Annotated in this window: 28 protein-coding genes; 14 read left to right on the top strand and 14 right to left on the bottom strand. The window is 64.5% G+C overall.

The window, feature by feature from the left end; genetic code table 11:
* The first annotated feature begins 90 nt into the window (after positions 1 to 90).
* The 5 genes from FHT98_RS07405 to FHT98_RS07385 are packed head-to-tail and all read left to right on the top strand — an operon-like array spanning position 91 to position 4,028.
* Positions 91 to 885 carry a transporter substrate-binding domain-containing protein gene (locus tag FHT98_RS07405; protein WP_170843371.1) on the top strand — a complete coding sequence of 265 codons (795 nt, stop codon included), beginning with the start codon at positions 91 to 93 and terminating at the stop codon, positions 883 to 885.
* A gap of 43 nt (positions 886 to 928) precedes the next feature.
* On the top strand, positions 929 to 1,690 hold the full coding sequence (locus tag FHT98_RS07400) for an amino acid ABC transporter ATP-binding protein (RefSeq protein ID WP_282568644.1): 762 nt from the start codon (positions 929 to 931) through the stop codon (positions 1,688 to 1,690).
* Positions 1,650 to 2,408: an amino acid ABC transporter permease gene (locus FHT98_RS07395; RefSeq protein ID WP_091856866.1), complete on the top strand. Its 759-nt coding sequence runs from the start codon at positions 1,650 to 1,652 to the stop codon at positions 2,406 to 2,408. Before FHT98_RS07400 ends, FHT98_RS07395 begins: the two co-directional genes overlap by 41 nt.
* Before the next feature lie 5 nt (positions 2,409 to 2,413).
* Positions 2,414 to 3,655, top strand: coding sequence for an NAD(P)/FAD-dependent oxidoreductase (locus FHT98_RS07390; protein WP_142113409.1), 1,242 nt, complete (start codon positions 2,414 to 2,416; stop codon positions 3,653 to 3,655).
* 13 nt (positions 3,656 to 3,668) lie between these two features.
* Positions 3,669 to 4,028: a RidA family protein gene (locus tag FHT98_RS07385; RefSeq protein ID WP_061970690.1), complete on the top strand. Its 360-nt coding sequence runs from the start codon at positions 3,669 to 3,671 to the stop codon at positions 4,026 to 4,028.
* Between the two features lie 170 nt (positions 4,029 to 4,198).
* Here FHT98_RS07385 and FHT98_RS07380 read toward each other — a convergent pair whose 3' ends face one another.
* The 3 genes from FHT98_RS07380 to FHT98_RS07370 are packed head-to-tail and all read right to left on the bottom strand — an operon-like array spanning position 4,199 to position 6,781.
* Positions 4,199 to 5,665: a M81 family metallopeptidase gene (locus FHT98_RS07380; RefSeq protein WP_142113406.1), complete on the bottom strand. Its 1,467-nt coding sequence runs from the start codon at positions 5,663 to 5,665 to the stop codon at positions 4,199 to 4,201.
* Complete coding sequence (locus tag FHT98_RS07375; protein WP_142113403.1) at positions 5,662 to 6,582, bottom strand: SIS domain-containing protein; 921 nt, start codon at positions 6,580 to 6,582, stop codon at positions 5,662 to 5,664. The genes FHT98_RS07380 and FHT98_RS07375 overlap by 4 nt, the downstream gene beginning before the upstream one ends.
* Entirely contained in the window at positions 6,569 to 6,781 is a 213-nt protein-coding gene (locus FHT98_RS07370) for a RidA family protein (protein ID WP_142113401.1), read from the bottom strand. Before FHT98_RS07370 ends, FHT98_RS07375 begins: the two co-directional genes overlap by 14 nt.
* A 419-nt stretch (positions 6,782 to 7,200) precedes the next feature.
* On the opposite strand from FHT98_RS07370, the gene FHT98_RS07365 reads away from it, so the two are divergent.
* Together FHT98_RS07365 and FHT98_RS07360 are read left to right on the top strand one after the other, a co-directional pair.
* Positions 7,201 to 8,265: a 1-aminocyclopropane-1-carboxylate deaminase/D-cysteine desulfhydrase gene (locus FHT98_RS07365; RefSeq protein ID WP_185745095.1), complete on the top strand. Its 1,065-nt coding sequence runs from the start codon at positions 7,201 to 7,203 to the stop codon at positions 8,263 to 8,265.
* Positions 8,262 to 9,296, top strand: coding sequence for a succinylglutamate desuccinylase/aspartoacylase family protein (locus FHT98_RS07360; RefSeq protein WP_142113397.1), 1,035 nt, complete (start codon positions 8,262 to 8,264; stop codon positions 9,294 to 9,296). Before FHT98_RS07365 ends, FHT98_RS07360 begins: the two co-directional genes overlap by 4 nt.
* 38 nt (positions 9,297 to 9,334) lie before the next feature.
* Here FHT98_RS07360 and FHT98_RS07355 read toward each other — a convergent pair whose 3' ends face one another.
* On the bottom strand, positions 9,335 to 10,618 hold the full coding sequence (locus FHT98_RS07355; RefSeq protein ID WP_142113395.1) for an ABC transporter substrate-binding protein: 1,284 nt from the start codon (positions 10,616 to 10,618) through the stop codon (positions 9,335 to 9,337).
* A gap of 460 nt (positions 10,619 to 11,078) precedes the next feature.
* Entirely contained in the window at positions 11,079 to 12,113 is a 1,035-nt protein-coding gene (locus tag FHT98_RS07350) for a LacI family DNA-binding transcriptional regulator (RefSeq protein ID WP_082617596.1), read from the bottom strand.
* A 61-nt stretch (positions 12,114 to 12,174) separates the two neighbouring features.
* On the opposite strand from FHT98_RS07350, the gene FHT98_RS07345 reads away from it, so the two are divergent.
* The 6 genes from FHT98_RS07345 to FHT98_RS07320 all read left to right on the top strand — a co-directional run bounded on the left by FHT98_RS07345 (position 12,175) and on the right by FHT98_RS07320 (position 18,960).
* Positions 12,175 to 13,125, top strand: a complete 951-nt coding sequence (locus tag FHT98_RS07345) for an N-formylglutamate amidohydrolase (protein WP_185745094.1) — start codon at positions 12,175 to 12,177, stop codon at positions 13,123 to 13,125.
* A gap of 72 nt (positions 13,126 to 13,197) precedes the next feature.
* A complete protein-coding gene (locus FHT98_RS07340) occupies positions 13,198 to 14,649 on the top strand; it encodes an ABC transporter substrate-binding protein (protein WP_210244340.1) in 1,452 nt (483 codons plus the stop codon).
* Between the two features lie 26 nt (positions 14,650 to 14,675).
* On the top strand, positions 14,676 to 15,635 hold the full coding sequence (locus FHT98_RS07335) for an ABC transporter permease (RefSeq protein WP_142113387.1): 960 nt from the start codon (positions 14,676 to 14,678) through the stop codon (positions 15,633 to 15,635).
* Positions 15,613 to 16,470 (top strand): ABC transporter permease, encoded by an 858-nt coding sequence (locus tag FHT98_RS07330; protein WP_142113385.1) that lies wholly within the window; start codon positions 15,613 to 15,615, stop codon positions 16,468 to 16,470. Before FHT98_RS07335 ends, FHT98_RS07330 begins: the two co-directional genes overlap by 23 nt.
* Positions 16,470 to 18,350 (top strand): dipeptide ABC transporter ATP-binding protein, encoded by a 1,881-nt coding sequence (locus tag FHT98_RS07325; protein WP_185745092.1) that lies wholly within the window; start codon positions 16,470 to 16,472, stop codon positions 18,348 to 18,350. Before FHT98_RS07330 ends, FHT98_RS07325 begins: the two co-directional genes overlap by 1 nt.
* Before the next feature lie 13 nt (positions 18,351 to 18,363).
* Entirely contained in the window at positions 18,364 to 18,960 is a 597-nt protein-coding gene (locus FHT98_RS07320) for a HutD/Ves family protein (RefSeq protein ID WP_142113381.1), read from the top strand.
* A gap of 112 nt (positions 18,961 to 19,072) precedes the next feature.
* On the opposite strand, the gene FHT98_RS07315 is transcribed toward FHT98_RS07320, so the two are convergent.
* A complete protein-coding gene (locus tag FHT98_RS07315) occupies positions 19,073 to 20,626 on the bottom strand; it encodes a winged helix-turn-helix domain-containing tetratricopeptide repeat protein (protein ID WP_142113379.1) in 1,554 nt (517 codons plus the stop codon).
* 126 nt (positions 20,627 to 20,752) lie between these two features.
* Between FHT98_RS07315 and FHT98_RS07310 the strand changes: the two genes are divergently transcribed.
* On the top strand, positions 20,753 to 21,214 hold the full coding sequence (locus FHT98_RS07310; protein WP_142113377.1) for a cupin domain-containing protein: 462 nt from the start codon (positions 20,753 to 20,755) through the stop codon (positions 21,212 to 21,214).
* Between the two features lie 165 nt (positions 21,215 to 21,379).
* Here the strand turns inward: FHT98_RS07310 and FHT98_RS07305 are convergent, their stop codons facing one another.
* The 8 genes from FHT98_RS07305 to FHT98_RS07270 form a co-directional block, all read right to left on the bottom strand.
* Positions 21,380 to 21,871, bottom strand: coding sequence for a DUF411 domain-containing protein (locus FHT98_RS07305; RefSeq protein WP_142113374.1), 492 nt, complete (start codon positions 21,869 to 21,871; stop codon positions 21,380 to 21,382).
* Between the two features lie 162 nt (positions 21,872 to 22,033).
* Positions 22,034 to 22,300: a heavy-metal-associated domain-containing protein gene (locus FHT98_RS07300; protein WP_142113372.1), complete on the bottom strand. Its 267-nt coding sequence runs from the start codon at positions 22,298 to 22,300 to the stop codon at positions 22,034 to 22,036.
* Between the two features lie 75 nt (positions 22,301 to 22,375).
* Positions 22,376 to 22,669: a hypothetical protein gene (locus FHT98_RS07295; protein ID WP_142113370.1), complete on the bottom strand. Its 294-nt coding sequence runs from the start codon at positions 22,667 to 22,669 to the stop codon at positions 22,376 to 22,378.
* Positions 22,666 to 22,944 (bottom strand): copper-binding protein, encoded by a 279-nt coding sequence (locus FHT98_RS07290; protein ID WP_142113368.1) that lies wholly within the window; start codon positions 22,942 to 22,944, stop codon positions 22,666 to 22,668. The genes FHT98_RS07295 and FHT98_RS07290 overlap by 4 nt, the downstream gene beginning before the upstream one ends.
* A 26-nt stretch (positions 22,945 to 22,970) precedes the next feature.
* On the bottom strand, positions 22,971 to 23,453 hold the full coding sequence (locus FHT98_RS07285; RefSeq protein ID WP_142113366.1) for a cupredoxin domain-containing protein: 483 nt from the start codon (positions 23,451 to 23,453) through the stop codon (positions 22,971 to 22,973).
* Between the two features lie 26 nt (positions 23,454 to 23,479).
* The gene (locus FHT98_RS07280) at positions 23,480 to 24,916 is read right to left on the bottom strand and encodes a multicopper oxidase family protein (protein WP_142113364.1); all 1,437 of its coding nucleotides are present in this window, start codon (positions 24,914 to 24,916) and stop codon (positions 23,480 to 23,482) included.
* A 14-nt stretch (positions 24,917 to 24,930) separates the two neighbouring features.
* Positions 24,931 to 26,397 (bottom strand): TolC family protein, encoded by a 1,467-nt coding sequence (locus FHT98_RS07275; protein ID WP_248309163.1) that lies wholly within the window; start codon positions 26,395 to 26,397, stop codon positions 24,931 to 24,933.
* A 56-nt stretch (positions 26,398 to 26,453) separates the two neighbouring features.
* A complete protein-coding gene (locus FHT98_RS07270; protein ID WP_113586612.1) occupies positions 26,454 to 26,672 on the bottom strand; it encodes a hypothetical protein in 219 nt (72 codons plus the stop codon).
* Positions 26,673 to 26,761: the final 89 nt, after the last annotated feature.

Below are 26,761 nucleotides of genomic sequence, written 5' to 3'. Positions count from 1 at the left end.
CGCTGCCGGGCGCGTCACTGCGGTGACGCGATGCACCGTACACTATTCTATCGACCGCCAAAGGCGGCGCAAAAATCGGGGATTGATGGAATGTTCGGGTTCATCACGAAACTTGCCGTCGCGACCACCATGGCCATCTCGACGCTGGCCCTTCCAGCCGCCGCTCAGGATGGCGGCAAGGACATGGCTCGCATCCTCTCGCAGAAGGTCGTGCGCGTCGGCGCGGTCGAGGCGTTTCCGTCCTATCGGCAGGACCTGGCGAGCAGCAAATGGGAAGGCATCTTTCCCGAGACGGTCGAGGCTCTGTTTGGAGCCATCGGCGTCAAGGTCGAGTATGTGCCGACCGAATGGGGCACCGCTGCTGCCGGGCTGCAGTCCGGCCGGTTCGATCTGATCGGCGGCTATTCGGCCACGCCGGAGCGTGCGCTCGCCGTCGGCTTTACCATCCCGGTCGCGCGCGTCGGCGTCGGACTCGCGGCGGCGACGGCCGAGAAACAGGCCGCAGCCGCGAATTGGGCCGACCTGAACAAGCCGGAGGTGCGGATCTCGCTGGCCGACGGTTCGGCGACGATGCGCATGGTCCAGCGCCTGATCCCCAAGGCGACCTATGTCGCCGTGAAGACGGAAGATGCCGCGATCCTCGAACTCGAAAGCGGTCGGGTCGACTATTTCGCCAGCACGGAGTCGAGCCTCTCCCGCTACGGCCAGGCCCGCAAGAATGTGCATGTCGGCTATCCCAAGCCCGAAATCGGCCAGAACTCGACATTCGCCCTGCGCAAGGGCGAGCATGATTTCCAGGAATGGCTCAACGTCTCGCTCGGCGCGCTGATCGCTGACGGCACGATCCCCGGCATCCGCGCCAAGTTCCTCAACCCCTCGAAATGAGGTTGCTCCCGGCCGTCCGGGACAGTGAAGAGGAGATCGGTCTTTGACGCTGCTGGCGATCCGCGACGTTCACAAGTCCTATGGCGCGCTCGAGGTTCTCAAGGGCATTGACCTGACCGTGGAGGCCGGCGAGATCGTCGGCTTCATCGGGGCCAGCGGCTCGGGCAAGTCGACGCTTCTGCGCTGCATCAACCACATGGAGGCGCCGACGCGGGGCGAGGTCCTGCTCGAGGGCGAGACCGTCGGCGTGAAGAAGGTCGGCGACAGGCATGTGCCGCGCTCCTCGGCCGAGCTCAGTCAGCAGCGCCGCAAGATGGCGATGGTGTTTCAGCACTTCAATCTCTGGCCGCACAAGACGGCGCTGGAGAACGTGATGGAGGGACCTGTCGTCGTCCAGAAGATCGAGCGCGAGAAGGCCAAGGCAAAGGCGCTTGCCGCACTCGCCCGCGTCGGCCTCGCGGACAAGGCGGATTCCTATCCGAGCCGCCTGTCGGGCGGTCAGCAACAGCGCGTCGGCATCGCCCGCGCGCTGGCGTTGGAGCCGCAGATCATCCTGTTCGACGAGCCGACATCGGCGCTCGATCCGGAACTCGTCAACGAGGTCCTCGCCGTGATCCAGGGGCTCGCCAACGACGGCATGACGTTGATCATCGTGACGCACGAGATGCGCTTCGCCCGCGATGTCTGCGACCGTGTCGTTTTTCTCGACAAGGGCAGGATCGCGGATATCGGGCCCCCCTCGCACATCTTCGGTGCGACGGCGAATGCCCGAACGCAAGAATTCGTCCGCAACTACTACGGCTGAACGCGACGCCGGCGGCTTTGCCGCGGCCGCAAGACGGGCGGGACAGATGGAATACGACTGGAACTTCGCGATCGTCTGGGACTACCGAGCCGTCCTGCTGAGGGGGTTGCTCTACACCGTCATGCTCGCTGCGATCACGATCGTCACCAGCATGATTCTGGGCCTCGTCCTGGCGCTGCTGCGCGGCAGCAAGGTCCCGTTCGTCTATCCGGTGATCTCGACCATGATCTCGGTCGTCCGGGCGGTGCCCGTGCTCGTTCTGCTGGTCTGGATGTACTACTGCCTGCCGATCATCACCGGGTTGAAGCTCGAGGGCTTCACTACCGTGGTCATTGCGCTGTCCATCTACAGTTCGGCCTTCTTCGCCGAGATTTTCCGCGGCGGCATCCAGTCGATCGACCGTGGCCATATCGAAGCCGCGCAGTCGGTCGGCATGACCCGCGGACAGGTCTTTCAGCGGATCGTCGCGCCGCTCGCTTTCCAACGGATTTTCCCGCCGCTGGTGAACCAGTGCATCCTGGTGCTCAAGAACACGACGCTGGCCGGTTACGTCGCCGTCCCCGAGCTCCTTTATTTGGGCCAGCAGATCAGTGTGCGGACCTTCAGGCCGCTCGAGCTGCTGACCGTCGTCGCCGTGCTGTTCGTCGTAACGATCGTACCGCTCACCCTGGCCGCCGAATACTTCGAGAAGAAGTACCGCGAGAAATACTTCAGGTAGGATCCATGCAACTTCGTGACGAAACGGTCGTCGTCGGCGCAGGCGTCGTCGGCATGGCCATCGCTGTGCGGCTGGCACGCGCCGGAACCCAGGTGGTTGTGCTCGATCCGCTGCCGCCCGGAGGGCGGGCCTCCTTCGGCAATGCCGGAATCATCAGCCCCGCCACCGTGATGCCGATGTCCGGACCCGGCGTCCTGCGCAAGGTGCCGGGCTGGATGAGCGATCCGCTCGGGCCGCTCTTCGTGTCCCCCCGGCATTTCCCGCGCGCGCTGCCGTGGCTGCTGCGCTACATCATGGCCGGACGGCCGGCGCGGGTGCGCGGCATTGCGGCCGCGATGCACTATCTGCACCGCGACTGCGTGGCGGATTGGGAGCATCTGCTCGGTTCCGAATTCATGGCCCGCAACATGCGCTTCCATGGCGGGCTGCAGCTCTGGTCGGGCCCGGGCAACGCCAAGGCGGCGGCGCTCGGCGCCGAGATCCGCAAGCGCTATGGCATCGAAGCGGAGGCGCTGTCCGGAGACAGGCTGCGCGAACTCGTGCCCGACGTCACGCCGGCGATGAAGACAGGCCTGCTGGTGCGTGGCGGCGGCTATACGCTCGACCCGGCCGAAATCTCCACGCGTCTTGTCGAAGAATTCACGCGCCTGGGTGGTCGGATCGTCCAACGCTCGGTCGAGCGTATCCATCGGGAGGCCCCGGGCCGCATCTTACTCGCCACCAATCTTCATCCCATCGAATGCCGGCGCGTCGTCGTTGCAGCCGGCATCTGGTCGGGCAGGCTCCTGGCCCCGCTCGGGATTCGCATCCCGCTCGAGGCGGAGCGTGGCTATCACGCGACCTTGCCGAACCACAATGTGCGGCTCGAGCATTCGATCGGCTTCAAGGATCGCGGCTTCTCCGTCACGCCGATGCGCCAGGGGTTGCGCGTCGCCGGCACGGTCGAGTTCTCGGGGCTCGACACCCCGCCGGACATGCGGCGCGCGCAAAAGCTCGTGAAGCACGCCGCCGAGCTCTTTCCGGGCATCAAGCACGACGAGCCGCTGCTCTGGTCGGGCTTCCGCCCGTCGCTGCCGGACAGCCTGCCCGTGATCGGCCCGGCCACCGCCGATGGCGATGTCGTGATGGCTTTCGGGCACAGCCATTACGGCATGAGCGGCGCCCCCGGCACGGCGCGCGTCGTCGACGACATCCTCCATGGCAGGCACCGCGAGGAGCATGCCATGTTCAGCCATCACCGTTTCTGACAGGAGCACTCCCATGGAAATCCAGCGCAAGCTGATCGAGAAGCGCTACAGCAAGATCTCGATCTACAATGGCGTCGCCTATTTCGCCGCCACCCCGGACCGTCCCTTCGATACCTCCGAAAGCGTCGTCACGCAGGCGCGCCAGATCTTCGCGCGCGTCGAGGAGCGGCTCGCGGAAGTCGGCTCGACCAAGGCCGACCTCCTGTTCGTCACCATCATTTTGTCGGACAAGCGCTATCTGGCTGAATTCAACGAGCTCTGGGACGCATGGGTGAGCGACATCACCCCGCCCTCGCGCGCCTGCTTCTTCGCCGAACTGACCAATCCGGACATGAAGGTCGAGTTCATCATGCAGGCGCGAGCACGACAGTAACCAATCGCGGCGCCGGGAGCAGACTCCGGCTCCTTGTCCGAAAGCGGACATCGAGTGGCGTCATGACGCAAAGAACCCATCCGGCCAGGCATCCAGGTGCAGCGACGACGGGACGGAACATTGGCGTTGCGGCCTCCCGGGGTCGCTGCGGCAAGGGCCGGATGTTTGACTTACGTCATCCACACCGGAGAAACATCCGTATCGAGTGGAGCGATAGGCCGGCGAATGCGGCGGTAGGGTATTGCGCCGGCATCGGGGGGATAGGGGCCACCGCAATTCACGAAAATCACATCGGCGGCAATCGGCGCGAAGGCTGTGTGAAAATGGCTTGCGGATTTCACCACGACGATCTTTTTCTTCGAGAGTTCTATCCCGAGCAATTCGAAGACAGCGGGGTGGAACGTCTGGGCGCGTTTGCTTGCCAGCACCACATCAAGCTTGCCGAGCCGGACCGAGGCTGCCGCCCCCAGGGAGACACGGCTCTCTTGAAACGGAATGACAAGATCGCGTGTGGTCGCGACGACCTCGATTTCAGCATCGACGGGCATGCCCGAACTCGGCGCCGCCTTGCCACCGAAGCGCAGATGTAGGCGCGCACCGGGCCCCGCCGCCAGGCAGAACGAGACAGCGACCGGATCCCACAGAGCCCCGACCGCGGCATCGATGTTCGCGCGCTCGCGCAGCGCGTGAACAAGGAACGTGCTGTCGCCAGCCACGCCGCCACCGGGATTGTCCCAGCGGTCGGCAAGCACGACAGGTTGACCGGCCACAGCGAGGGCCATGTCGATCGCCTCGGCCGGATCGGGCATATACGGCATGCGGTTGGCGCCGAAAGCAACGATACGGGCGCCAAATTCGGCCGCCACGGATCGACCCATTTCCGGCGCATCGTCACTGATGACGACGACCTTGGTGCCGACGTCGTGGACATCCGCCGCCGGAAACCCGTGCACGACGGAGATGCTCAGCACGCCGTCCCTGCCTTCACGGGCGATCATGTCGTCGACAAGGGACCTGCCAGGTTCGCGGCTGGTCAGAAAGTTGGCGATGGCGCGGCAGTCGAGGACACTCACAACCGGCGTGATTTCCTTGCGGGCGGCGCGCAAGGAAAGATCCACCATATCTTCCGCGCGCTCGTAGAAATCGCTGTGCGGCACCTCCTTGAAGGTGACCAGGATCGTGACCGCGTCGATCATCGCCTGTGTGAGATGGCAATGGGGATCGAGTTCGACCCCGATGACCGCATCCCCTCCTGCGATGGCGCGGGCCTGAGTAAGCAGATCGCCCTCGCAATCGTCGTAACCCTCGGCGATCATCGCGCCATGCAGGCCGAGAAGCACCACGTCGACGGGCATCGCGGCGCGAAGCTGGTCCAGGATTTCGTCCCGCAACCCCTCATAGGCCTCCCGTGAAACCAGGCCCGCAGGCTCGGCCCAGGCGGCCGTCCCCTCGATCAAGGTGAACCCCTGCTCACTGGCGCGTTTGCGGGCCGCGACAAGGGGGGCGGAACAGAGAGTGGGCGTCTCGGGGTGCTCGCCCGGCGGGGCGTAGAACGCATCTTCGAAGGCGCTGCGGTCGATGCGAATTGGCGAGAACGTGTTCGTTTCAGTCGCCAGCGAAGCGACAAAGACCCTCATGACTTGCTCTTTCTGCGGCCTGCCGGCGCCGCCAGCGGAATGCGCAGATCGGCGAGGCTGTTCTTCGCCTCGCGCAGGCGCTCGAAAAGCGCCGGCCCGCCACGGAGAGCCATTGCTGTCGCGATGATGTCGATCAGCACGGCATGGGCCACGCGCGACGTCATCGGCGTGTAGATTTCGGTGTTCTCGTGCGCGTCGATCTCGAGGACGATGTCTGCCGCAGCCGACAGCGCGGTATCCGGCCGGGTGATGGCGATGACCGTGGCACCGCATTCGCGCGCCTTCAGCGCCATAGCCTCGATGTCGCGCACCATGCCGGTATGGGAAAAGCAGAGCGCCACGTTGCCCTTGCGCAGCGTGGCGGCGGCAAGGCGTTGCAAGTGCGTGTCGTCATACGCCACGACCGGGATGCCGAAGCGCATCAGCTTGTGCTGGGCTTCCATGGCCAGGATGCGTGCCGCACCGGCACCGTAGCAATCGATGCGGGTCGCGTCGGCGAGGATGTCGACGACCCGCGCAAGTACCGCCTGGTCGATGGAACGTCGCAGCGTCGTCAACGCGTAGATCGAGGAATCGACAAGCTTGTCGACGATCTGGTCGAGCGGGTCGCTGGAGGTGACTTCGCTGTGAACATAAGGCGTCCCGGCGACGATGCTCTGTCCGGTGCGCAGCTTGAGTTCAGGATAGCTGGCCAACCCCATCGTACGCACGAACCGAAGCACGGTCGGCTGGCTGACGCCCACCTCTTCGGCCAATGTCGCGATCGACATATGGATGACCTTGTCCGGCGCATCGAGCACAAACTCTGCCACCCGGCGCTCGGATGGCGAAAGCTCGGCCCTGCGGGCGGTCAATATGTCGAGGAAGCGGTCGTCGCCTCCCGCGTGACCATTTCCCGGCGCTTCACCTGTCATCATGCCCTTCCCCTATTCGAACGCGAAAGCCTTCCACCTCGATGCAGGCTCCCAGCGGGAGGGTCTCGACACCAATGGTGGTGCGGCTATGCCGGCCGAACGCGCCCATGACTTCCACTATCATATCGGATGCACCACTCATCGCAGTCCCGGGCGCGACGAAGTCCGGATCGGCGTTGACGAAGCCGCCGGACGAACGCATGTCGCGATCCGGTCGGGCAACCCCAGCACCAACCTTCCATGGGCGAGGGGCAGCAGCCGGCAGAGGCGCGCAGCAGCGTACCCGTCTGCTTCCGTAACTTTACTCCCTAAAATGCCTTTATGGTCTTCGGGTAGCTTCCCGTCCGGGACCACGCAGAGCTGCCTGGAGTCGTACAGCAAGGTTACGATGACACTGTCAGATACATAATTCCTTTTTAATTCAAAAGCATAATGTGCCTTCATGCAGCCCGATCAAACGAATTTCGATGCGAGAGACGCTGGTCAAAACGCCCGTCTCCACGCCGTGGTCGTCATGGTAGAGGCCCGTCATCTGACGGCCTCAGCCCTTCCTACACCGGTTGCGGATGCGTTGACGAGACCATTTCCGTAATTTATCTACATCGCGCTCGGCGAGCGCCGATGCCTTTGCAGGACGCCGCGATGCTCGTACCTTGCCCGTCTGCTGTTTCGATCGATCCGGTATCCGGCCGCCCGCGCCTCGCCATGGCTCGCCTGCCGACGCCTTTCGAGCCGGCACCCCGGCTGGCCAAGCATCTCGGCGTCGCCTCCGTCCACATCAAGCGTGAGGACATGGCCGGCTATGCGCTCGGCGGCAACAAGCTTCGTCAGCTCGACTTCATCCTGGCTGAGGCGATCGCAGCCGGAGCCGACATGCTGATTGCGACGGCCGGCAGCCAGTCCAATTTCTGCCGGTCGCTGGCCGGCGCAGCCGCCAAGCTGGGCCTCGGTTGCCATCTGCATGTGCGCGCCAGGATGGGCACGGAGCTTGTTGGCAATCTGCTCCTGGACGACATCTTCGGGGCGGAGGTCACCTTTACCCAGGAGACCGACCCATGGCACCCCGCCATCAAGGATGAAATCGAGGCGATCGCCGATCGTTACCGCAAGCAGGACCGGTCGCCCTTCGTCGTGCAGCTTACGGGCGTGAGTGCCAATGTCGGTGTCGCAGGCTGGATGTCGGGTGCCGCTGAGCTCCGCGAGGATTTCAAGGCGATCGGGCGGATCCCCGACAGCGTCGTCGCGGTTTGCGGTTCCGGGCTGACGGCTGCCGGGCTGGCGCTCGGCTTCAAGCATCTCGGCGTTCCAACCAGGGTCATGGGCGTCAGCGCCCAGCAACCGGAGGCGCGACTGCGCAAATGGATCGTCGAGACCGCCAACATTGCCGCCGCGTGGATGGGCATCGAGACGCGTCTCTCGGGGCAGGATTTCGACATCGTCGACGGAGAGATCGACCCGGGCTACGGCATTCCCTCCGACGCGAGTGTCGCCGCAGTCAGGACCGCTGGCCGGCTCGAAGGGCTGGTGCTCGATCCCGTCTATACGGGCAAAGGCATGGCCGCCCTGATCGGTGCAGCGGAGAAGGGCCTGCTCGGCAAGGCGTCCTCCATCGTCTTCCTGCACTCCGGCGGCACGCCGGGGCTGTTCACGCACGCATCCGCCTTTGAACGCGCGGCCCACCAATGAAACGCGGTGTCTCAGGAGCAGGCGGCCCCGCCCGGCTGGAGGTCGAACTCGATCGGCCGGGGCGTCACGTCGGCGCCCTCTTCGTTCCGCATTCGCACGACCGCTCCGCCTATGGTCGTATCACGCTTCCGGTGATCGTGGTCAAAGGCGGCGACGGGCCGACATTGCTGTGCACCGCCGGGCTGCATGGCGACGAATACGAAGGGCAGTTTGCGCTGTCGCGTCTGGCCCGGACACTCGACCCGGATCGGCTGCGCGGGCGTGTCATCTTGCTGCCGGTGGCCAATCCCGCCGCATCAGCGGCGGCCAAGCGCACCTCCCCCATCGACCGCGTCAATCTGGCTCGCTGTTTTCCGGGCCGGCCGGACGGCCTGCCTACGGAACAGATCGCGGATGGCATCTTCCGGCTGCTGCTGCACTTGGCAGATTGCGTGGTCGACCTGCATAGCGGCGGCGGGACGCTCGACTATCTGCCATGCGCTTTTGGGCGCCTGCCCGCAGACAGTGCCCTGGCAAGGCGTGCGCTGGATCTCATGCTGGCCTTCGGCGCGCCCCATGCGATGGTGATGCGCCACCCCGAAGCCAGCGCGACGCTGGTCTCCGCGGCGTTGGGGCAAGGCATCCCCGCCATGGCGACGGAGCTGGGCGGCGGCGGATGCGTAACCCCCCGGACCGTCGAGATCGCGCGAGCCGGCATCGAGAACGTTCTCGCTCATCTCGGCATGATCGATGCTGTCGCAACACCGTGCGCGAAGGCACGCCTGCTGGCCATCGAGCCGCGAGGGTTCCTGCGTGCGCCGGGACGCGGGGCCTTCGAGCCTGTCCATGCTTTGGGCGAGACGGTGCGGGGAGGCGAAACGGCCGGGTGGCTGTGGGACTTCGAGCGCGCCGACCGCGCGCCCGAGCCGTTGCTGATACCGGACGATGGAGTGGTCGTATGCCGCCGCGTGCCGCCTATGTGCTCCGTCGCCGACGTGCTTCTTCATCTTGGCCGGGATACGACCCCCGCCGACCTGCTCGGCGTTGCCTAGGTGGGAGGGAAGGGGAGGCCTTGGCCTCCCCTTCCGCTTCATTTCAGAAGTGCCTGCACGCGAACGGTCAGATCATCCATCGCCCGCTGCGGCGTCTTCATGCCCAGCACCGCAGCTTCGGCTTCTTCCTTGAAGAAGTCGGCGGCGCGGGCCGCTTCGTTGAAGGCAGGCAGCGGCACGCGCGAGACGGCGAGGACCCGCCGCTCGTCCTGCGCATAGGGCAGCGCTTCGATGATGCGCGGGTCATCATAGGTCGAGTTGCGGACCGGCCCGTTTCCGTTGAGGGCTGCCCCCAGCGCCGCCTGTGGAGAAGACATCCACTTAACGAACTTCCAGGCCAGGTCCTTGTTTTGGGAATTCTTCGGGATCGCCATGCTCCAGAATTCGACCTTGGCAGGCGCGACATCGTACTTTCCCAGCAATGCCTTCGCGACCGGGAAGAACGTCGTCTTGATCTTGCCGGCTGCCTGCGACTTCTTGGGGTCGTTGTAGAGCCCGTTGCGGCTCATCGAACTCATGGCCATCGCGGCACGGCCGGTCTGCATCCAGGTGTTCGCGTCCTCCGCTTTCATGCCAGTGAGATTGCGCGGCACGGCGCCCGCCTCGAAGAGCTGCCGAATGGCGGTCAGCGCCTTTACCATCGGCTCGGAATTGGCGACGACCTTCATGTCGGGGGTGATGAAGTCGGCGTCCCAGGCGCGGGCAAAGGCGATCACCTCGGGATAGGCGACACCGGGCAGGATGAAGCCCACGGCAGGCGTGCTGTCGGGCCGCTTCCTGGTGCACTTCTTGGCTATGTCGATGAATTCCTCGATCGACTTGGGTGGGCCGGAAACCCCGCATTCGGCGAAGATTTCCTCGTTGTAGTGCAGCCCGGTCGAAGCATGGCGGAACGGCACGGCAAAAAGCTGCCCGTCGAAAGTCACCGCCTTCACAAGGCCGGGAAAGATGTCGTCGAATTTCTCGATCGGGTCGCTCTTCATGTAGGCGTCGAGCGGTTCGAACAAGGTCGTGACGCGCGGCGTCGCATAGGTGTTGAGCAGGAAGGCGACATCGATCGTCGACTGATCGAGCGAAGCTTCGCGAAACACGCGATCGTGCAGCGGCCCGGTCTCGAACGTTGCCCAGTTGATGCCGGCACCGTTAGCCGCCGTGAAACCCGCCGTGACATCGCCGCCTGCGGTGCCATTGGACACATTCTGCAGGACGCGATGGGCAAACACATTCAGTTGCTTGCCCTGCGCGAACGCCTGACCCGCCGCATAAGGCACGGCATAGGCGGCCGCCGCCCCGGCGAAGAAATGCCGTCTCGTCAAACGCATTTGTCCCCTCCCTTGTTTGTTCGAATTTCGCTGCGTCTAGAGCCGCTGCGTCAAGACGCAGGGCGCGAAACCCTCTTTTCCCCAATTTATCTCATGTAGAATAATTACAGAATCTAGCGAAACACAATTGCATAGTCGCGATGGCAGGTCGAATTTTTTATATTTACTACATAAGCCGCTTCTGCCTCCGCCGGGGTAGGGCGCTGCACCATCCAAGGGCGGTACGCGGTAGCGAGCTTCTCGAAAGTGATGAGCAGATGGCGCCAGCATTCGGCCGTGGAGCCATGAATGTCGACAGGAAGCTCACACGGGCGCCCACGGCGGCAGCTCGGGCTTATATGAGAGCAGCTCCGTTATATCATCGCGCTCCGCCGAATGGCGGATCATGCGCGCCAATGCGGCCGCGCCGCGCCACAAGCAGACGTTGCGCGCCCGCCAGATAATGGGCCTTGTCGAGCCCTCACCTCAAGCTGGAAACAGAGCCTCTTTCGGCAATACGGAAACGCTCGAGCCGAACATTTTCCATCTCGGATCCATTCTCAATGGCATCAATGAGTTCGTTCGCAGCCAGGCGCCCCAGCTCCTCGAACGGGAACTGCACGGCTGAAATGGCCGGCACGTGCATCAGCGCGAGCGGGCTGTCGAGAAGCGAGATGACGGAAAGCTCGTCCGGCACCTCCAGCCCGATCGATCGCGCTCCCGCTATCATCCCTGAGGCAATCGTCGTGTTCGCGGCGCAGACTGCGGATGGCGGGGCCGCGCTGGCCACGTAGATCCGCTTGAAGACCTCTGCCGCCTCGGCCCAGCCATAGTTGCACTCGCCGATAAGCTGTTCATCAGGCACGAGCCCGCAGCGACGAAGCCCCTTCGTGAAACCCTCCAGGCGCTTCTGTCCGGCATATTGGTGCAAGGGTCCCGATATGAAGGCCAGGCGCCGATGCCCGAGCATGACAAGGTGCTCGACCACCTGTGCGGTCGCCTCGACATAGTCGACGATGATCGAACCCTGATGACCTTCGAGTTCGCGATTCACCAGGAGATGCTTGATCGAACGGCGGCGTAACTCGTCGACCAGGCCGGGATCGCTGATGGTCGTGACGAGAACGCCGTCGACGCCCTTGCCCTCCACGAGCCGGCGATAAAGCGCCGTATCGGGCTGGTCCTTGTCGGCGAGCGAGATGAAGAGCGAATACCCCCGCTCGATCGCGGCCTTCTGCGCACTGCGTATGATCGTGCCGAAAGCCGGATTGTCGATTTCGGGCACGACGATACCAAGCGCGTAGGTTCGCTTGAGACGCAAGGCGCGCGCCCGGGTGTCGGGTCGATAGCCGAGCTTCGCCGCGGCATCGAGCACGCGCTGCCGTGTTTCCTCGCGGATCGTCAGCGTGGCTTCGCCGCTCATGACCCGGGAAGCAGTCGACCTGGCCACGCCCGCCGCAGCCGCAACATCATCAAGGCGCGGGACGAGAACACCCTTCCGAAACTGCTCCGGCACGCGTTTTCCTCGCCCGTTGCCCCTAGTCCGCTCTATCGCAGATGCGAGACGCCAACTCAGGGTGAGCAAGCATGGAAGCCATGCGCTTGACAATCGGCAGGGTGGCTTCATAGGGTCAGGAAATCGATTTCCTTTTCACTTACCGCCGAGTTATCCCATGCTTCTCGTACCTGGCGTTATGCTCCGGACCGACCCGGCCGGCGTCGCTTCACCCGTGGTTTTCGACGTGCCGAGAAGCGGAACCTGGTACCCTTGCGATTTCCGCCCGGACGCAAGCTTCCAGGATGTGCATCGCTCGGTATCGATGTACCTGCACGAGCTCTACAGCGTCGTTCCGACGGCCGGGGCGACGTTGCTCTATGCGCTATTTCCCAACGCCTATATCGACGCGAACCGCCACGAGACCGATGTCGATCCGGAGCTCCTCAGCGACGAATGGGCAGGCCCCGGGATCCTGAATCCGACGGTCAAATCCAAGCTCGGCATCGGCCTGATCCACAGCGCCGCCGGCAACAATTCTCTCTATGACGGCAAGCTCACGGCGGCGGACGTCCGCAACCGCATCGAGAACTACTTCCTGCCCTATCATGACGAGCTCGCCCGGATCATCTCCGAGCAGCGGAAGGCTTCGCCGGCCAGTTACCACATCAGTTGCCACAGCATGGCTTCCATCGGCGGCCGGTCCACGCTCGATGCAGGCTCGCCGCGATCGGACATCGATATCGGCGACCTGAACGGCAAGAGCTGCTCCCCGGAGCTTTCCAAGCTCGTCGAGGAAACCTTCAAGCGGCACGGCTATCGCGTGACCTCCAATTTCCACTACGCCGGCGCCGAATGCGTGACGCGTCATGGCGATCCGGAGAGCGGCCGCCACAGCCTGCAGATCGAGGTCAACCGCAAGCTGTACATGGACGAGGAAAGCCTCACCAGGAATGCGGGCTTTTCAGAGCTTCAGAAGGCTATCGCCGACCTCGCCGGCGCATTGAAGGAATTCGCCGCTCATCGCGGCTGAGACATTCCAAAAAAAGAAATGGGGACGAACATGAACAAGCTACTTGCTGCAACTCTGGCGATTCCTTGCCTGGTGTTGTCCCCAACGGCCGATGCGCAGGTCAAGGACAGCCTCGTCGCGACGCTGAACAGCAACGTCAACAGCCTCTACCCGGGCCGCGGCACGACGGCAGAGGAGTACAATGTCGGCGTCCTCCTCTTCAACGGCCTGGTCCGCATCTCCGAGGACCTCAAGCTCGAACCGGAGCTGGCGACCTCGTGGACCGCTAATGCCGACGCGACGGAGTGGACCTTCAAGCTCCGTGACGGCGTGAAATTCCACAATGGCAAGCCCTTCTCTGCCGAGGATGTGGTCCACACCTTCGCGCTGCTCGCGGATCCGCAACTGGCCTCCCGCGCACGCTCGACCGCCGAGATGGTCAAGACGATCGAGATGCCCGATCCGCTCACGGTGAAGTTCGTGCTGCATCAGCCTTACGGCTCCTGGCCGGAAATGCTGATCGAGCGCCATCTCAAGATCGTGCCCAAAGGCGTTTCGATGGACGACATGCTCGTCAAGCCGATCGGCACCGGCCCGTTCAAATTCGAGTCCTATACGCCCGGCGACAAGCTCGTCGCGGTCAAGAACGCCGACTATTGGGAGGATGGCCTGCCCAAGTTGAAGCAGGTCACGCTCCGCATCATGCCGGAGGACGCCGCCAAGATCGCGGCGCTGAACGCCGGCGACATCGACATTCTCTGGAACGTGCCGCTCGAGGCCATCAAGGAGTTGTCGGCGTCGCAGGCGATCAAGGTCGATCCCGTGCCGACCGGCACCTGGGACGGCATCGTCATGAAGAACGACCTGAAGCCGTTCACGGATGTGCGCGTCCGGCAGGCGGTGCTGAAGTCGCTGGACAAGGCGCAACTGGTCCAGTTCGCGCTGTTCGGCCAGGGCGCGCCCACGCACACGCCGATTCCACCCAACCACCCCTTCTTCGACGCATCGCTGCCGCTGAAGCCCGACGTCGCCGGCGCCCGGAAGCTTCTTGCCGAGGCCGGATATCCCCGCGGCTTCGAGATCACGCTCAACGTGCCTGTCGGGCGGCCGACCCGCGAGCGCGCAGCCGTCGCGATCCAGCAGATGCTCAAGCCGGCGGGCATCAATGTGAAGCTCGAGCGGGTGCCGTACAGCCGCTGGGGCGCGACCGTCGCGGGCAAGGCCCCCTTCTACATGGACGGCTATCTGTCGCGGCCGACGATCGATACCGCCACCTATCCCTGGTATCACTCCAGTGGCTCCTGGAATAAGCAGATGTGGAACTTCAAGAGCGAACGGATCGATGCCGTGCTCGACAAGGGCCGGCTGGCAACGTCGGAAGACGAGCGCAAGGAACAATACAAGCTGTTCCAGAAATACGCTGTCGAGGACGTGCCGGGTGCCGTGATGTACGTCATCAACTTCGCCACCGCCTATCGCAACAACCTCCAGGGCTACAGGACTCATCCGTATTCCTGGATGGATTTGCGCCGCGCTCATTTCTAAGACGCATCCCGGCGAGGTAGGTCAGCATGGCCGGCTACGTTCTCAAGCGACTGCTGTCCATCGCCCTGACGATGGCGGTCATGTCCGTCCTCATCTTCTGGATCACGCAGGTCATGCCGGGCAACGTCGCCTACATGATCCTGGGTGATTTTGCCTCGCCCCAGGACGTGGCGACGCTGGAGGCCAAGCTCGGCCTGAACGACCCGGCTTACATCCAGTATCTGCGCTGGGCATCGGGATTGCTTCAGGGCGACCTCGGCCGGTCGCTGGTGATGGATCGTCCGATCGCACCCGTCCTATGGGATGCGGTCGGGAAGTCGGCGATCCTCGCGGGCATCTCGATCGGCCTGGTCGCGCTTCTCGGCATCTCGCTGGGCGTCTATGCCGGCGTCCGGCACGGCCGGATCTCGGATCACATCGTCTCCGTCGCGACCTATATCAACATCGCCATCCCGGAATTTCTCTGGGCGATCGTCATCGTCATGCTGTTCGCCGGCTACCTCAACTGGTTCCCGGCCACGGGGTACAGCGACCTGTCCAGCGGCTTCGCTTCCTGGGCCCGCCATCTGATCCTGCCGGTGTTCACGCTGGTCACCGGCCTGATCGCGCACATCTCGCGGCTCACGCGCTCGAGCATGATCGACACGATGCAGACCCAGTATGTCCGCGCGGCCCGCGCCCGCGGACTGCCGGAGAAGCTGGTTATCCGGCGCCACGCCCTCCCTAACGCCCTTCTCCCGACGATCACCATCCTGGCGATCGACGTCGGCATCATGATGGGCGGCATCGTCGTGGTCGAGACGATCTTCTCCTATCCCGGTCTCGGGCGGCTTCTCATGTTCGCGATCCAGAACATGGACGTGCCGCTCCTGCAGGCCTGCATGATGGTGATCACCTTCGTCTACGCGGCGGCGAACCTGATCGCCGACCTGCTCTACGCATTCCTGAACCCCAAGGTCCGATATGGCCGAAGCAGCAGCGAATAGTCGGCCCCGGCACCGGCGCGCGCCCCTTCCAGCATCGCTGGTCTGGGGCGGCGTTCTCCTGACCGCGATCCTCGCTCTCGCGATCGCAGGCCCCTCCCTCTCGCCCTACGACCTCGACGCGCTCCAGCTCGACATGCGGCTGATGCCGCCGAGCGCCGTCCATTGGCTTGGAACCGATGAATTCGGCCGGGACGTGCTCAGCCGCGTGCTCAACGGTGCCCAAAGTTCCCTGTTGATGGGCTTCGGCGCGACCGCGGTCAGCCTCCTCTTCGGTGTCCCGCTCGGGCTGGTCGCCGGCTATTATCGCGGCTGGGCCGACGAGGCCATCATGCGCGCCGTCGACGTCATGATCTCCCTACCGCCGATCATTCTCGGACTTCTCATCCTGTCGGTCACGTCGCCGAGTCTCTGGAAGACCGTGCTGGCCGTCGGCTTCGTCTACATCCCGATCATCACACGGCTCACCCGGGGTATCACCCTCGAGGTCGCGAGCGAGGAGTATATCCAGGCTGCCCGCGCGCGGGTCGAGGGCGGCTGGTACATCCTCTTCCACGAAATCCTGCCGAATGCCTGGCCCCCGATCATCGTCGAGTCCGCGCTCAGGGTCACCTTCGCGATGCTGCTGGCGGCGGCCCTGAGCTTCCTCGGCCTCGGGGTGCAGCCGCCGGCCTCCGACTGGGGCCTGATGATCGCCGAGGCCCGGCCGTTCATCAATTCTGCCCCCTGGATCGCATGTTCGGCTGGTGCGGCCCTCTGTGTGACCGTGATCGCGATCAACCTCGTCGGCGACGGCCTTCGCGAAGCGCTCGATCCCCGGCTGGCGCGGAGGCGGTGATGACTGACCATGTCCTGAAGGTCGAAGACCTTTCCGTCAGCTTTCCTCAGTCCGGCGGCCGGGCGCGCATTCTGCACAATGTCGACTTCGCCCTGGAGCGGGGAACGGTGCTCGGCATCGTCGGGGAGTCCGGCTCCGGCAAGAGCACGGCCGCGCTGGCTGTTCTCGGCCTGCTGGACAACGGCGGCAGCATCGATAGCGGCCGCGTCATCATCGATGGCGAGGATCTCTACGCCAAAAGCGCCGAGGAGCGTCGCCAGTTGCGCGGCGGCAAGATCAGCATCGTCTTCCAGGATCCCTTCACCACGCTCAACCCGGCCATCAGGGTTGGCCGGCAGATCGCCGAGCCCCTGGTGATGCATCGTGGAATGACCGAGGCGGAAGCCCGGGCTGAGACGCTTCGGTTGCTGAAGGAAGTGGGGATTCCTGACCCCGAACGGATGGCTGCGAGCTATCCGCACCAGCTATCGGGCGGAATGAAGCAGCGTGCATTGATCGCGAGCGCGCTCGCCTGCGATCCCGATGTGCTCATCCTCGACGAGCCCACAACCGCCCTGGACGTGACCATCGAGGCGCAGATCCTCGATCTCCTCGACAGCCTGCGCATCACGCGCTCGTTGTCGATGCTGTTCATCAGCCACAATCTGGGGGTCGTCTCCCGGATCTGCGACGAGATCTGCGTGCTCTATGCCGGCCGCGTCGTCGAATATGGCAAGAGCGCTTCCATCCTGACGGAGCCGCGGCACCCCTACACGAAGGGGCTTCTCGCATCGCTTCCCAAGATGTCGCGCGAGCGCCACCGGCTCCAGCCGATCCCCGGCCGCCTGCCGGACGTCAGGAAACCATTGAGCGGCTGTGTCTTCGCGCCCCGGTGTCACTTCGCCGAGCCGCGCTGCCAGACCACGCCCCCTGCGATCACACCTATCGGCGAGGATGTGGCGGCAGCCTGCTGGCGCGCGAGCGAACTCGCAAGAACGCCATGGCGCATCGAGAGTAGTGAGACGATCCCGCGTCGCGTCGACGCCGGCGACGGGAAGCCGATCGTCGTGGCACGCGATGTCGAGCGCACGTTCGAGGCCGGCGGCGCCATGGACGGGATATCGTTTTCGCTCGACGGCTGGGTACCGAGGGTCAGCTTCGGCCGGAAGGTGGTCCGGGCGGTCGACAAGGTCTCGCTCACTATCCATGAAGGCGAGATCGTCGGGCTCGTCGGCGAAAGCGGCTCCGGCAAGACGACGCTCGGGCGCTGCCTGATCGACCTGATCTCGCCCACCTCGGGTGAAGTCGCGATCGATGGGGCCCAGCTGTTGAATGCCAGCCGCTCCGAGAAGCGCGACCTGCTCAAGCGGGCGCAGATCATCTTCCAGAATCCGGATTCCTCGCTGAACCCACGCAAGTCGATCGGAGAAACGCTCGAACGACCTCTGGAGCTTGTCGGGCTCGGTCGCGAGGAACGCCAAAGGCGCGTCGCGGAGCTGCTCGACCTCGTTCGCCTGGATGCCAGCTACGCCGAACGCTACCCGCACCAGATGAGCGGCGGCGAGAAGCAGCGTGTCGGCATTGCCAGGGCCCTGTCCACGAATCCTCGCTTCATCGTCTGCGACGAAGCAGTCTCGGCGCTCGACGTCTCCGTGCAGGCCTCGATCCTCAATCTGCTTCTCGACCTGCGAGAGCAGTTCAAGCTGGCCTATCTCTTCATCACGCACGACCTCTCGGTCGTTTCCTACATCGCGGATCGGATCTGCGTGATGCGCCATGGGACGATCGTCGAGGTAGGCAGCACCGAGGCTATCATCGACAGGCCGCAGCACCCCTACACCAAGGCGCTGCTGGCGGCCGTGCCCAAGGTTCCCGAGCTGCGCGCGAACCTGGATCGTTAGGGATCGGATTGCCATGACCAACAGCGCGATCAGCTATCGCTACCTGCCGCGGGCCGCCTGCACGGTCGAACCCTGGAAGAACGGGCTGGGCTCGACGGACATCATCGCCGAGGAGCGGATCGGCAACGTAGCGGGAGAGGGCTGGGACGGGCTGGTCTGGCGTCTCGCCGCAACCGAGATACCGACTGCTCTGCCGTTCTCCGACCATAGCGGCTACGAACGCCACCAGGTCGTCATCGAAGGCGAAGGCCTTTATCTCGATACGCCTTCCGGCACCATCGACCTATCGACGCCGCTGAAACCCGTTCGATACGGTGGCGAACTCAAGATCATCAGCCGACCGGAAAAGGGGGCTGTCAAAGTCTTGAATCTGATGCTCGATCGAAGCTTGGCGACAGGAGAAATGGCAGTCCTCACGGCTGAGGCTGATAGCGAGTTTCCGGCAGGAACGCATCTCGTATCGGCCGTCGCGGGTAATGTTCGTGCGCTGGTTCAAGGCGTTGAAATCGACATTGCGGAAGGCGATACCGTCGCCCTTGAGATTGAAGCAGCTGTATCGATAGTCATCAGATCGGGCTCTGCTGTGGTCTCCTCAATTTATCGGACATGAAGATCGGCGCCTGCGTTTCACGTTCATGAGGGCGGGTGTCGCCTGCTGATGCTGCACTTCGGGATAGCTGAAATTGAACTTCTAAAGATAGACAGCCCGAAACCGGACACCGCTACTCTGGCAGTCCGGCCAGGAGCAATGCTTGACCGAGAGCCTCTGCGAGCGCGGGAGCGCAGTTCACCCCCGCGAACTGGCGGCTGAAGCGAAATGTCGGATGGAGTTCGAGCACCCGTGCCGCTGCGCATTTGGCGTCTTCCAGCCGGCCGAGCTTGGCCAGCGCCGCCGCCAGTTGCACATAGGTGATGCTGTGGCCCGGATTGGCATGTACGGATTTGTAGGCAGCGCTGCAGGCTTCCTTGTAGCGACCGCGCAGCAAATGGCTCATCGCCTGCGCATCAAAGGCGGCGAAGGCCCATGGATCGAACGGGCTGAGCCGCATGCCTCGCTCGCTCCAGACGATGGCCTGTTCCGCTTCCCCGCCCCATCCGAGCATCACGCTGCCCAGGATATAGGTGAGTGCCGATGACGAGCTGATCGCGAGCGCGGCTTCGAACGCGGTGAAGGCGGCCCCACGATCATGACCGTCCATGCCGATCGAAAACCCGGCGAGGGTCAGCGCGGTCGCATCATCCTGGCCATGGATAAGCGCGAGACGGGCATGGTGGATCGAGGCTGCGCGGCTGGCTTCCTGCCAGCCGGCGCGCAGGAAGAGGCAATGATGGCACATCGCGGCGTTGCCGTACGCCAATGCATAACCAGGATCGAGCCGGATTGCTCGTTCGAGCAGGCCAAGAGCGCGGGTCACCCGCTCGGGCATGCCTGAATCGACATCGGGCTGAGCTCGCAGCACAAGATCATAGGCGTCGAGGCTGTCGGGACGTTTGCGCTTTACCCGATCCATTTCGGCGCGCCGGATGCTGGGCGCGATCGCCCCCACGGCCGACAGCGCAATCTCATCCTGAAGCGCAAAGATATCGTCGGAGGCACGGTCGTAGCGCTCGGCCCAGACATGGGCACCGGTCGAGGCGTCAATCATCTGAACGTTGACGCGGATGTTGCTGCCGCTCTTGCGCACGCTGCCTTCGAGCACATAGCGCACGCCAAGCTCCCGGCCAATTTGCTTCACGTCGAGCACACGCTCTCTGTAGGGGGCCGTCGAGTGGCGCGCGATCACGAACAGTCCCTTGATGCGCGCCAGGCCGGTGACGATGTCGTCGACCATCCCCTCGGCAACGTAGTCCTGCGCCCGGTCGCCGTTCAAACTGGAGAAAGGCAACACCGCGATCGAGGGCCTGTCCGGCAACGCCAGCTGAGTCGATGCGGCAGCCGCGGTCGCTGCGTCTGGATCATCGATAGCGACAGCGGGTCCGATATAGCGATAGCCGCGTCGGGGAAGGGTCTCGATCCAAGAGGCGCTGCCACCCCGCTCGTCGAGCATACGCCGTATCGCGGCGATCTGAACCGTAAGGTTGCTGTCCTCGATCGCCTGCGCAGGCCAAGCCTTCTCGAACAGGGCCTCTTTGGCCACCGGCTTGCCTTCGCGTTCCACCAGCAGCGCGAGCAGTGCTATCGCGCGCCGGCCGAGCGCGACCGGCTCGGTGCCACGGAACAGGATTCCAGCACCGGCGTCGAGGCGGTATGGGCCGAATGCGAAGATTCTCGCCATGAGCGAAGATGGGACCGGTTGCGAATTTTTCGCAATGATTTCGGATCGGTTTCACGACTCGCCGATATGACGAGGAGATATTGCCCCGGTGCCTGCACATTAGAACCCCAGCCGATGGAGGATCATATGAGCGCTGCACCGGTCATTCGTAGGCCCGAGCAGAACAACGGCGTCATGCTGCGAGGCTATCCGATGACATTCCTCGTCACCGGTGAGGATACGAGGCACACGAGCATGTTCGATTGGACGATTCCGCCGGGGTTCGCTACCGGCCTGCATGTCCACCGCGTCCAGGAAGAAACATTCTACCTCCTCGACGGCGAATGCGCCTGGCATGTCGGCGATGAAGTCATCCATGCGCGGCCCGGCACCTTCCTCTTCATCCCGCCAGGCGTGCCGCACAACATCACCAATGTCAGCGAGAGCCCGGCGCGCGTGCTGATGACCGTTTCGCCGCCAGGCCATGAACGCTATTTCGAAGAACTCGCGCAACTTGCAGCACGCGGGGCTCCCGATCCAAACGTTCTCGCCGATCTGCGGGGGCGCTATGACACGGATCAGCTCTCGACTTTAACCACGCGGTCCTAGATCGCGGCTCGGTTGCACAGCGCCGAAAGCTGACGCTGGCAATCTGCCACGGAGCGGATATTCAGCTGGACGTGAAGGTGAGAGAGCCTTCGCATCGTGCCCGCTTTCAGCGGGAGATCGCCTCGTGCATTCGGCCCAGGTCGCGGAGAGCGAATGGGCGGCAGATCAGATCTGATCGAGCCCGCGGTAGCGCGCGAAGATGTTCTGCCGGCCGGCTGAGAAGATGACGACCTCGTAACCGTCGGGCGCCTGCCCGTGCACCTCCATGCCGGGCGAACCGACGGGCATGCCCGCGACGGCAAGGCCGGTCGCCTTCGGGCGTTCGGCCAGCAGGCGCTTGATCGCCTCGGCCGGGACATGACCCTCGACGACATAGCCGCCGATCTCCGCGGTATGGCAGGAGGCGAGAGCATCGGGCACGCCGAGTCGGGTCTTGAGCGGCGCAACATCCGCGACCTCGATCACCTCGACCGGAAAGCCGGCGGTCCTCACATGCGCGACCCAGTTGCCGCAGCAACCGCAATTCGGGTCGCGCGTCACGGTCATCTTCGGCAATGCCTCGGCAGCGACCGCGGGGAGCCACAGCATGAGCCCGGCGGTTGTTGGCGCGAGGCCGAGCATCAGCGCGCGGCGGGATGGCAGAAATGCGTTGGTCATGACGATCTCTCTTCTTCGACGTCCAATTCTACCACTGCCGCTTCATTGGTGACGCCTGCGCTCTCGATCGCGGCACCCGTGTCATCGAGCATCCTTTTGGCGTCGCCCCGTTCGCAGCCGCAGGCGAGGAGGGCCGGCCGCGAAGGCCGGCCCTCATTGACGTCAGCTGATCGGTTCCGGGCTCGGCGTGTAGCCGGCTGCGATGACGGCGGCCTTGATCGCGGCATAGTCGTCCGAGCCCAGCACGCTCACGCGCTTGGAGACGGGATCGGCAGTCGCGGCGGTTCCCGGCAATCTGGCCTCGATCGCAGCCTTGATCGTACCGGCGCAGTGGCCGCAGGTCATATCCTCGACCTGAAAGGCCACGGCGTTTCCGATCGGCGCGGCCGTCTCGGTTGCGGGCTTCGCGTGCTGTTGGCAGGAGCACATGTCTGCATCATCCTTTCGATGTGGCGATGGCCGGAGCGTGCTCTTTCCCATCGTGGGAAGGTCAAGCGACTTTTGCTAGCCACCGCGATCTTTGGTCGAGGGGTTTGGGCTGCACCGGCCCCTGCTGCAGACGATGACGAGGGTCTTGTGCGAAGTGCCAAGACAATTCGCCCGGTAGGCGATGAGATCGCGCTGCTGCAGAACCGTCTCGATCTGCGGCTCGATGCAGCCGTTGTCGAGCAGGGTTCGTTGCAGATCGGCATCGGAGGCGAGGGCCGCGGAGCTTGTCATGGCGACCCCCGCGGCGATCGAAACGATCCTGCGAAGGCGGGCGCGTCGAGACCGCCCGCCGCGCTTGGGTGTCGTCACTTCGCTTTCTGGAGCTTGGTCACCGTAAGCTGGCCGTTGATGCGGTCGGCGTCGAACTTGACCCTGGTGCCGGCCTTCAGCCCCTTGAGCATGGCCGGGTCGCTTGCCCGGAACACCATGGTCATGCTGTCCATGTCGAGATTCTTGATCGGGCCGTGGTTGATGGTGAGCTTGCCCTGGGCCTCGTCGATCTTGGTGACGGTGCCGCTGACCGACTGGGCGGCGGCCGGCAGTGCGGCGACGAGGAAGGCGAGGGTGGCGGCGGTCTTCAGCATGGGATGCTCCTTTCGGCAGAGGCCGTTCACTTGACGATGATCTTGCCGGTCATGCCGGCTTCGCGGTGGCCGGGGATCAGGCAGGAGAAGTCGAACTCGCCCGCCTTGGTGAAGGCCCAGACGATCTCGCCGGTCTTCTTCGGCGCGAGCCGCTTGGCGTTCGGATCGTCATGTTCCATGTCGGGGTTCTTCTGCATCTCGACGGCGTGCTTGAGGTTCTCCGCCAGCGTCGCCAGCACGAGTTCGTGGTCGAGCTCGCCGTTGTTGCGGAGCTGGAAGCGGATCTGCTCGCCTCGGCGAACCTCGACCCGGTCCGGGATGAAGGACATCTTGCCGTCCCGCTCGGCCATCACGACCTGGACGATGCGGGCCGGCTTCTTCGGATCGCCGGCCTTGCCATAGGCGGTCTCGTCGCCATGGCCGTGCCCGGCGCCGCCAGGGCCGGCCATGGCTGCTCCGGCTGAGAGGAAGACCGCGATCGCGGCGAGCTTGAATGCTGCTATGCCCATAAGGCTCTCCTGGTCGAAGTGGTGTGTCAGTGGTTGGAATGCGGCTTCTTGGTCGCCGGGCGTGGCTTACCGTCCGGCCCGAGGCTCGGCTTGCGCGGGTCCTTGGCGCGCCATTCCGCCGCCTTGACGCCGCTCTCGGGCGAGGTCGCCCGCGGGGCCTCGCCGAGCTTCGTCCCCTTGAGCTCGTAGGCGACGGTCCCTTCGGGGTGCTTGAACCAGCCGGGGTCCTTGTAGTCGCCCTTCGCCAGGCCATCGCGGACCTTCACCACCGAGAACATGCCGCCCATCTCGACCGGGCCGAACTGGGCGAAGCCGGTCATCATCGGCAAAGTATTGTCGGGCAGGGGCATCTCCATCGAGCCCATCTCGCCCATGCCGTTGGAGCCCATCGGCATGTAGCCCGGCGCGATCTTGGCGATGCGCTTGGCCAGGTCCTTCTTGCTGACGCCGATATAATTCTTCACCGAATGCCCCATGGCATTCATCGTATGATGCGACTTGTGGCAGTGGATCGCCCAGTCGCCTGGCTCGTCGGCGACGAAATCGAAGGCGCGCATCTGGCCGACGGCGACATCGATCGAGACCTCGTCCCAGGCCGCTGCCGGATCGACCCAGCCGCCATCGGTGCAGGAGACCTTGAACTCGTAGCCGTGCATGTGGACCGGGTGATTGGTCATGGTCAGGTTGCCGAAGCGGATCCGGACCTTGTCGTTCAGGCCGACGACGAAGGGATCGATGCCGGGGAACACGCGGCTGTTCCAGCACCACATGTTGAACTCGGTCATCTCTGCGACGCGCGGCACATAGGAGCCGGGCTCGATGTCGAAGGCGTTGAGCAGGAAGACGAAGTCGCGGTCGACGCGGCGGAAGGCCGGGTCCTTCGGATGGACGACGAAGAAGCCCATCATGCCCATCGCCATCTGGACCATCTCGTCCGAATGCGGATGGTACATGAAGGTACCGGAGCGCCTGAGCAGGAACTCGTAGACGAAGGTCTTGCCCGAGGGGATGTGCGGCTGCGTCAGCCCGCCGACGCCGTCCATGCCGTTGGGCAGGCGCTGGCCGTGCCAGTGCACCGCCGTGCTCTCGGGCAGCTTGTTGGTGACGTAGATGCGGACCTTGTCGCCCTCGACGGCCTCGATCGTCGGCCCCGGCGACTGGCCGTTATAGCCCCAGAGATAGGCCTTCATGCCGGGCGCGAGCTCGCGCACCACCGGCTCGGCGACGAGATGGAACTCCTTCCAGTCGCCGTTCATCCGCCAGGGCAGGGACCAGCCGTTGAGCGTCGCGACCGGCTGGTAATCCGGCCCGGTGGTCGGCACGAGCGGCGCCTGCGTCGTCGCCTCCGTCATGGTCGGCGCTTCCGGCACGGCGGCGAAGGCGGCGCGGCCCGAGACCGCGGCGGCGCCGGCCAGCACCAGCCCGGACGAGCCGATGAAGCCTCTGCGGGAAAGGGATGTCATGTCCGTCAACTCCTTCAGTGGCCTGCGCCGCCGGCATCGCCGCCGCCGGCCGCCGCCACGGTGGCCGAGCCGCCACCCCCGCTGCCGCCGCCGATCAGCGCGTGCTTGAAATCGGTATGGGCGATCCAGAAATCGCGGCGGGCATTGATCGCGGCGACATTCGAGAGGATGCGGCTGCGGGCATCCGCGATCAGGTCGGTCACATCGTTGAGCATGCCGCTGTACTGCAGCAGCGACTGCTCCTGGATGATCTTGCACAGCGGCAGGACGTTGGTCTGGTACTGGCGCGTGATGTCGTAATGGGCGCGGTAGGCGGTGTAGGCCTCGCGGGCTTCCGAGCGGATATTGACCGCCTTCTCGGCCAGCCTGTTGGCGGCCTGCATATAGGTCTGCTCGGCCAGCGCGACCTTCGACTGGCCGAAATCGTAGATCGGGATGTCGATCTCGAGCTCAAGCGTCCGGCTGCGGCTGGCTTCGCGCTCGACATGGCCATGGTCGTTGATGCTGCGGCTGCGGTCGTAGGTGCGGCGGCCGAGCAGGTCGATATCGTTGACGAAGCGCGTCGCCTGGGTGAGCCCGAGCGACTTGGCGAGCGTGTCGAGCTCGGCCCGCGCGATCCGGAGATCGACGCGCTTGCGCAAAGCCTCGGCCTCGATCGCCTTGACCGATTGCAGGCGCGGCAAGGGCGGCAGGTTGCCGATCCGGAACTTGAGGTCGTCGCCCCAGAGTCCGAGCTGGCGGACGAGGCGCTCGCGCTCCTGGCGCTGCTGCTGGCGGGCCTGGGCGAGCTGGACGGTGAGTTCCGCCTCGAAGGCGAATTCGCGGGCCTGGTCGATCTTGTTGACGCCACCGGATTCGCCGAGCCGCTTGAGCAGTTCGGAGGCCGCATCGGCGGAATTCTTCGCCTCCTGGTAGAACGCGACCTGCGCATTGGCGGCGGCCGCGCGATAGTATTGGCGGCGGGTGTCGGCCGCGAGTTTCAGCACGGCTTCTGCCGTCCGCATCTGTGCGGTCTGGAAGCGGTCGCGGGCGATCTCGGCCCGGGCCGGCAGGGTCGCCAGCGCCAGCAGGCTGCCGACGATCTGGCGCTCGATCTCGACCTCGAAGCGGCCGGAAAGCTTGGAGATGCCGAAGCGCGGATTGGGCGGCAGGCTGGCCGCGACCATCTGCGCCTCGGCCATGCCGAGCTCGTTGAAGGCGGCCTGCAGGCCGCGATTGTTGAGCAGTGCGACCTGTACGGCCGCATCCGCCGTCAACGGCTTGCGCAGCAACAGGTCGACGCGATCCTTGGCGGTGAGCGCGGCCTGATCGTCACCGATCTTGACCACATCCTTGCCGATATCGGCATAGGTCGCGCTCTGGATCGCGCTCATGCCGCCGTCAGCGGAAAACCCGGCGCAGCCGCCCAGCAGCGCCGTGGCGCCGGCAAGCAGGGTCCAGCGCAGCAGGCGGCGGGCTTTCGGAACGGGAGAAGCGGTCAAGGCCGGTCCTTGGGTATGGATGCGCGAGGGCGTGGCGGCAGGGCTGCTCGGCAGCGTCATGATTTCGGCCCGACCCGGCGGTTGAGTTCGCGCCAGTCCTTGGGCTCGGCCGGGCGGTAGCTGGCGGCGCCTGCGGTCACGCTGCCATAGGTGACGGCAGGAACGCGGGCATTCGGATCGGCCGGCCGGGCCAGATGGTCTGGAACGGCGGAGACCGAGCAGGCACCGAGCGCCAGACCGATCGCCCCTAGGAACGGCAGCTTCACCAAGTTCACGACTCACGGCTTCCCTGTTGCGGTGGAGCAGGGGTAGCAACGCCGATCCGCGGGCGTCCGTTACAAATTGTTTCAAAGCGATGCGGGCA

It is taken from the genome of Allobosea sp. AK1 (assembly GCF_006714945.1).
Lineage (GTDB): Bacteria > Pseudomonadota > Alphaproteobacteria > Rhizobiales > Beijerinckiaceae > Allobosea > Allobosea robiniae.
The sequence above is the reverse complement of the archived record's forward strand: the minus strand, read 5'-3'. Positions and strand labels throughout refer to the sequence as shown.

Excerpts from the sequence above, each read along its gene's own strand:
- FHT98_RS07405 (WP_170843371.1), top strand. The coding sequence starts at position 91 with ATGTTCGGGTTCATCACGAAACTTGCCGTCGCGACCACCATGGCCATC.
- FHT98_RS07395 (WP_091856866.1), top strand. The coding sequence starts at position 1,650 with ATGCCCGAACGCAAGAATTCGTCCGCAACTACTACGGCTGAACGCGAC.
- FHT98_RS07390 (WP_142113409.1), top strand. The coding sequence starts at position 2,414 with ATGCAACTTCGTGACGAAACGGTCGTCGTCGGCGCAGGCGTCGTCGGC.
- FHT98_RS07385 (WP_061970690.1), top strand. The coding sequence starts at position 3,669 with ATGGAAATCCAGCGCAAGCTGATCGAGAAGCGCTACAGCAAGATCTCG.
- FHT98_RS07380 (WP_142113406.1), bottom strand. The coding sequence starts at position 5,665 with ATGAGGGTCTTTGTCGCTTCGCTGGCGACTGAAACGAACACGTTCTCG.
- FHT98_RS07375 (WP_142113403.1), bottom strand. The coding sequence starts at position 6,582 with ATGATGACAGGTGAAGCGCCGGGAAATGGTCACGCGGGAGGCGACGAC.
- FHT98_RS07370 (WP_142113401.1), bottom strand. The coding sequence starts at position 6,781 with ATGCGTTCGTCCGGCGGCTTCGTCAACGCCGATCCGGACTTCGTCGCG.
- FHT98_RS07365 (WP_185745095.1), top strand. The coding sequence starts at position 7,201 with ATGCCTTTGCAGGACGCCGCGATGCTCGTACCTTGCCCGTCTGCTGTT.
- FHT98_RS07360 (WP_142113397.1), top strand. The coding sequence starts at position 8,262 with ATGAAACGCGGTGTCTCAGGAGCAGGCGGCCCCGCCCGGCTGGAGGTC.
- FHT98_RS07355 (WP_142113395.1), bottom strand. The coding sequence starts at position 10,618 with ATGCGTTTGACGAGACGGCATTTCTTCGCCGGGGCGGCGGCCGCCTAT.
- FHT98_RS07335 (WP_142113387.1), top strand. The coding sequence starts at position 14,676 with ATGGCCGGCTACGTTCTCAAGCGACTGCTGTCCATCGCCCTGACGATG.
- FHT98_RS07330 (WP_142113385.1), top strand. The coding sequence starts at position 15,613 with ATGGCCGAAGCAGCAGCGAATAGTCGGCCCCGGCACCGGCGCGCGCCC.
- FHT98_RS07325 (WP_185745092.1), top strand. The coding sequence starts at position 16,470 with ATGACTGACCATGTCCTGAAGGTCGAAGACCTTTCCGTCAGCTTTCCT.
- FHT98_RS07320 (WP_142113381.1), top strand. The coding sequence starts at position 18,364 with ATGACCAACAGCGCGATCAGCTATCGCTACCTGCCGCGGGCCGCCTGC.
- FHT98_RS07315 (WP_142113379.1), bottom strand. The coding sequence starts at position 20,626 with ATGGCGAGAATCTTCGCATTCGGCCCATACCGCCTCGACGCCGGTGCT.
- FHT98_RS07310 (WP_142113377.1), top strand. The coding sequence starts at position 20,753 with ATGAGCGCTGCACCGGTCATTCGTAGGCCCGAGCAGAACAACGGCGTC.
- FHT98_RS07305 (WP_142113374.1), bottom strand. The coding sequence starts at position 21,871 with ATGACCAACGCATTTCTGCCATCCCGCCGCGCGCTGATGCTCGGCCTC.
- FHT98_RS07300 (WP_142113372.1), bottom strand. The coding sequence starts at position 22,300 with ATGTGCTCCTGCCAACAGCACGCGAAGCCCGCAACCGAGACGGCCGCG.
- FHT98_RS07290 (WP_142113368.1), bottom strand. The coding sequence starts at position 22,944 with ATGCTGAAGACCGCCGCCACCCTCGCCTTCCTCGTCGCCGCACTGCCG.
- FHT98_RS07285 (WP_142113366.1), bottom strand. The coding sequence starts at position 23,453 with ATGGGCATAGCAGCATTCAAGCTCGCCGCGATCGCGGTCTTCCTCTCA.
- FHT98_RS07280 (WP_142113364.1), bottom strand. The coding sequence starts at position 24,916 with ATGACATCCCTTTCCCGCAGAGGCTTCATCGGCTCGTCCGGGCTGGTG.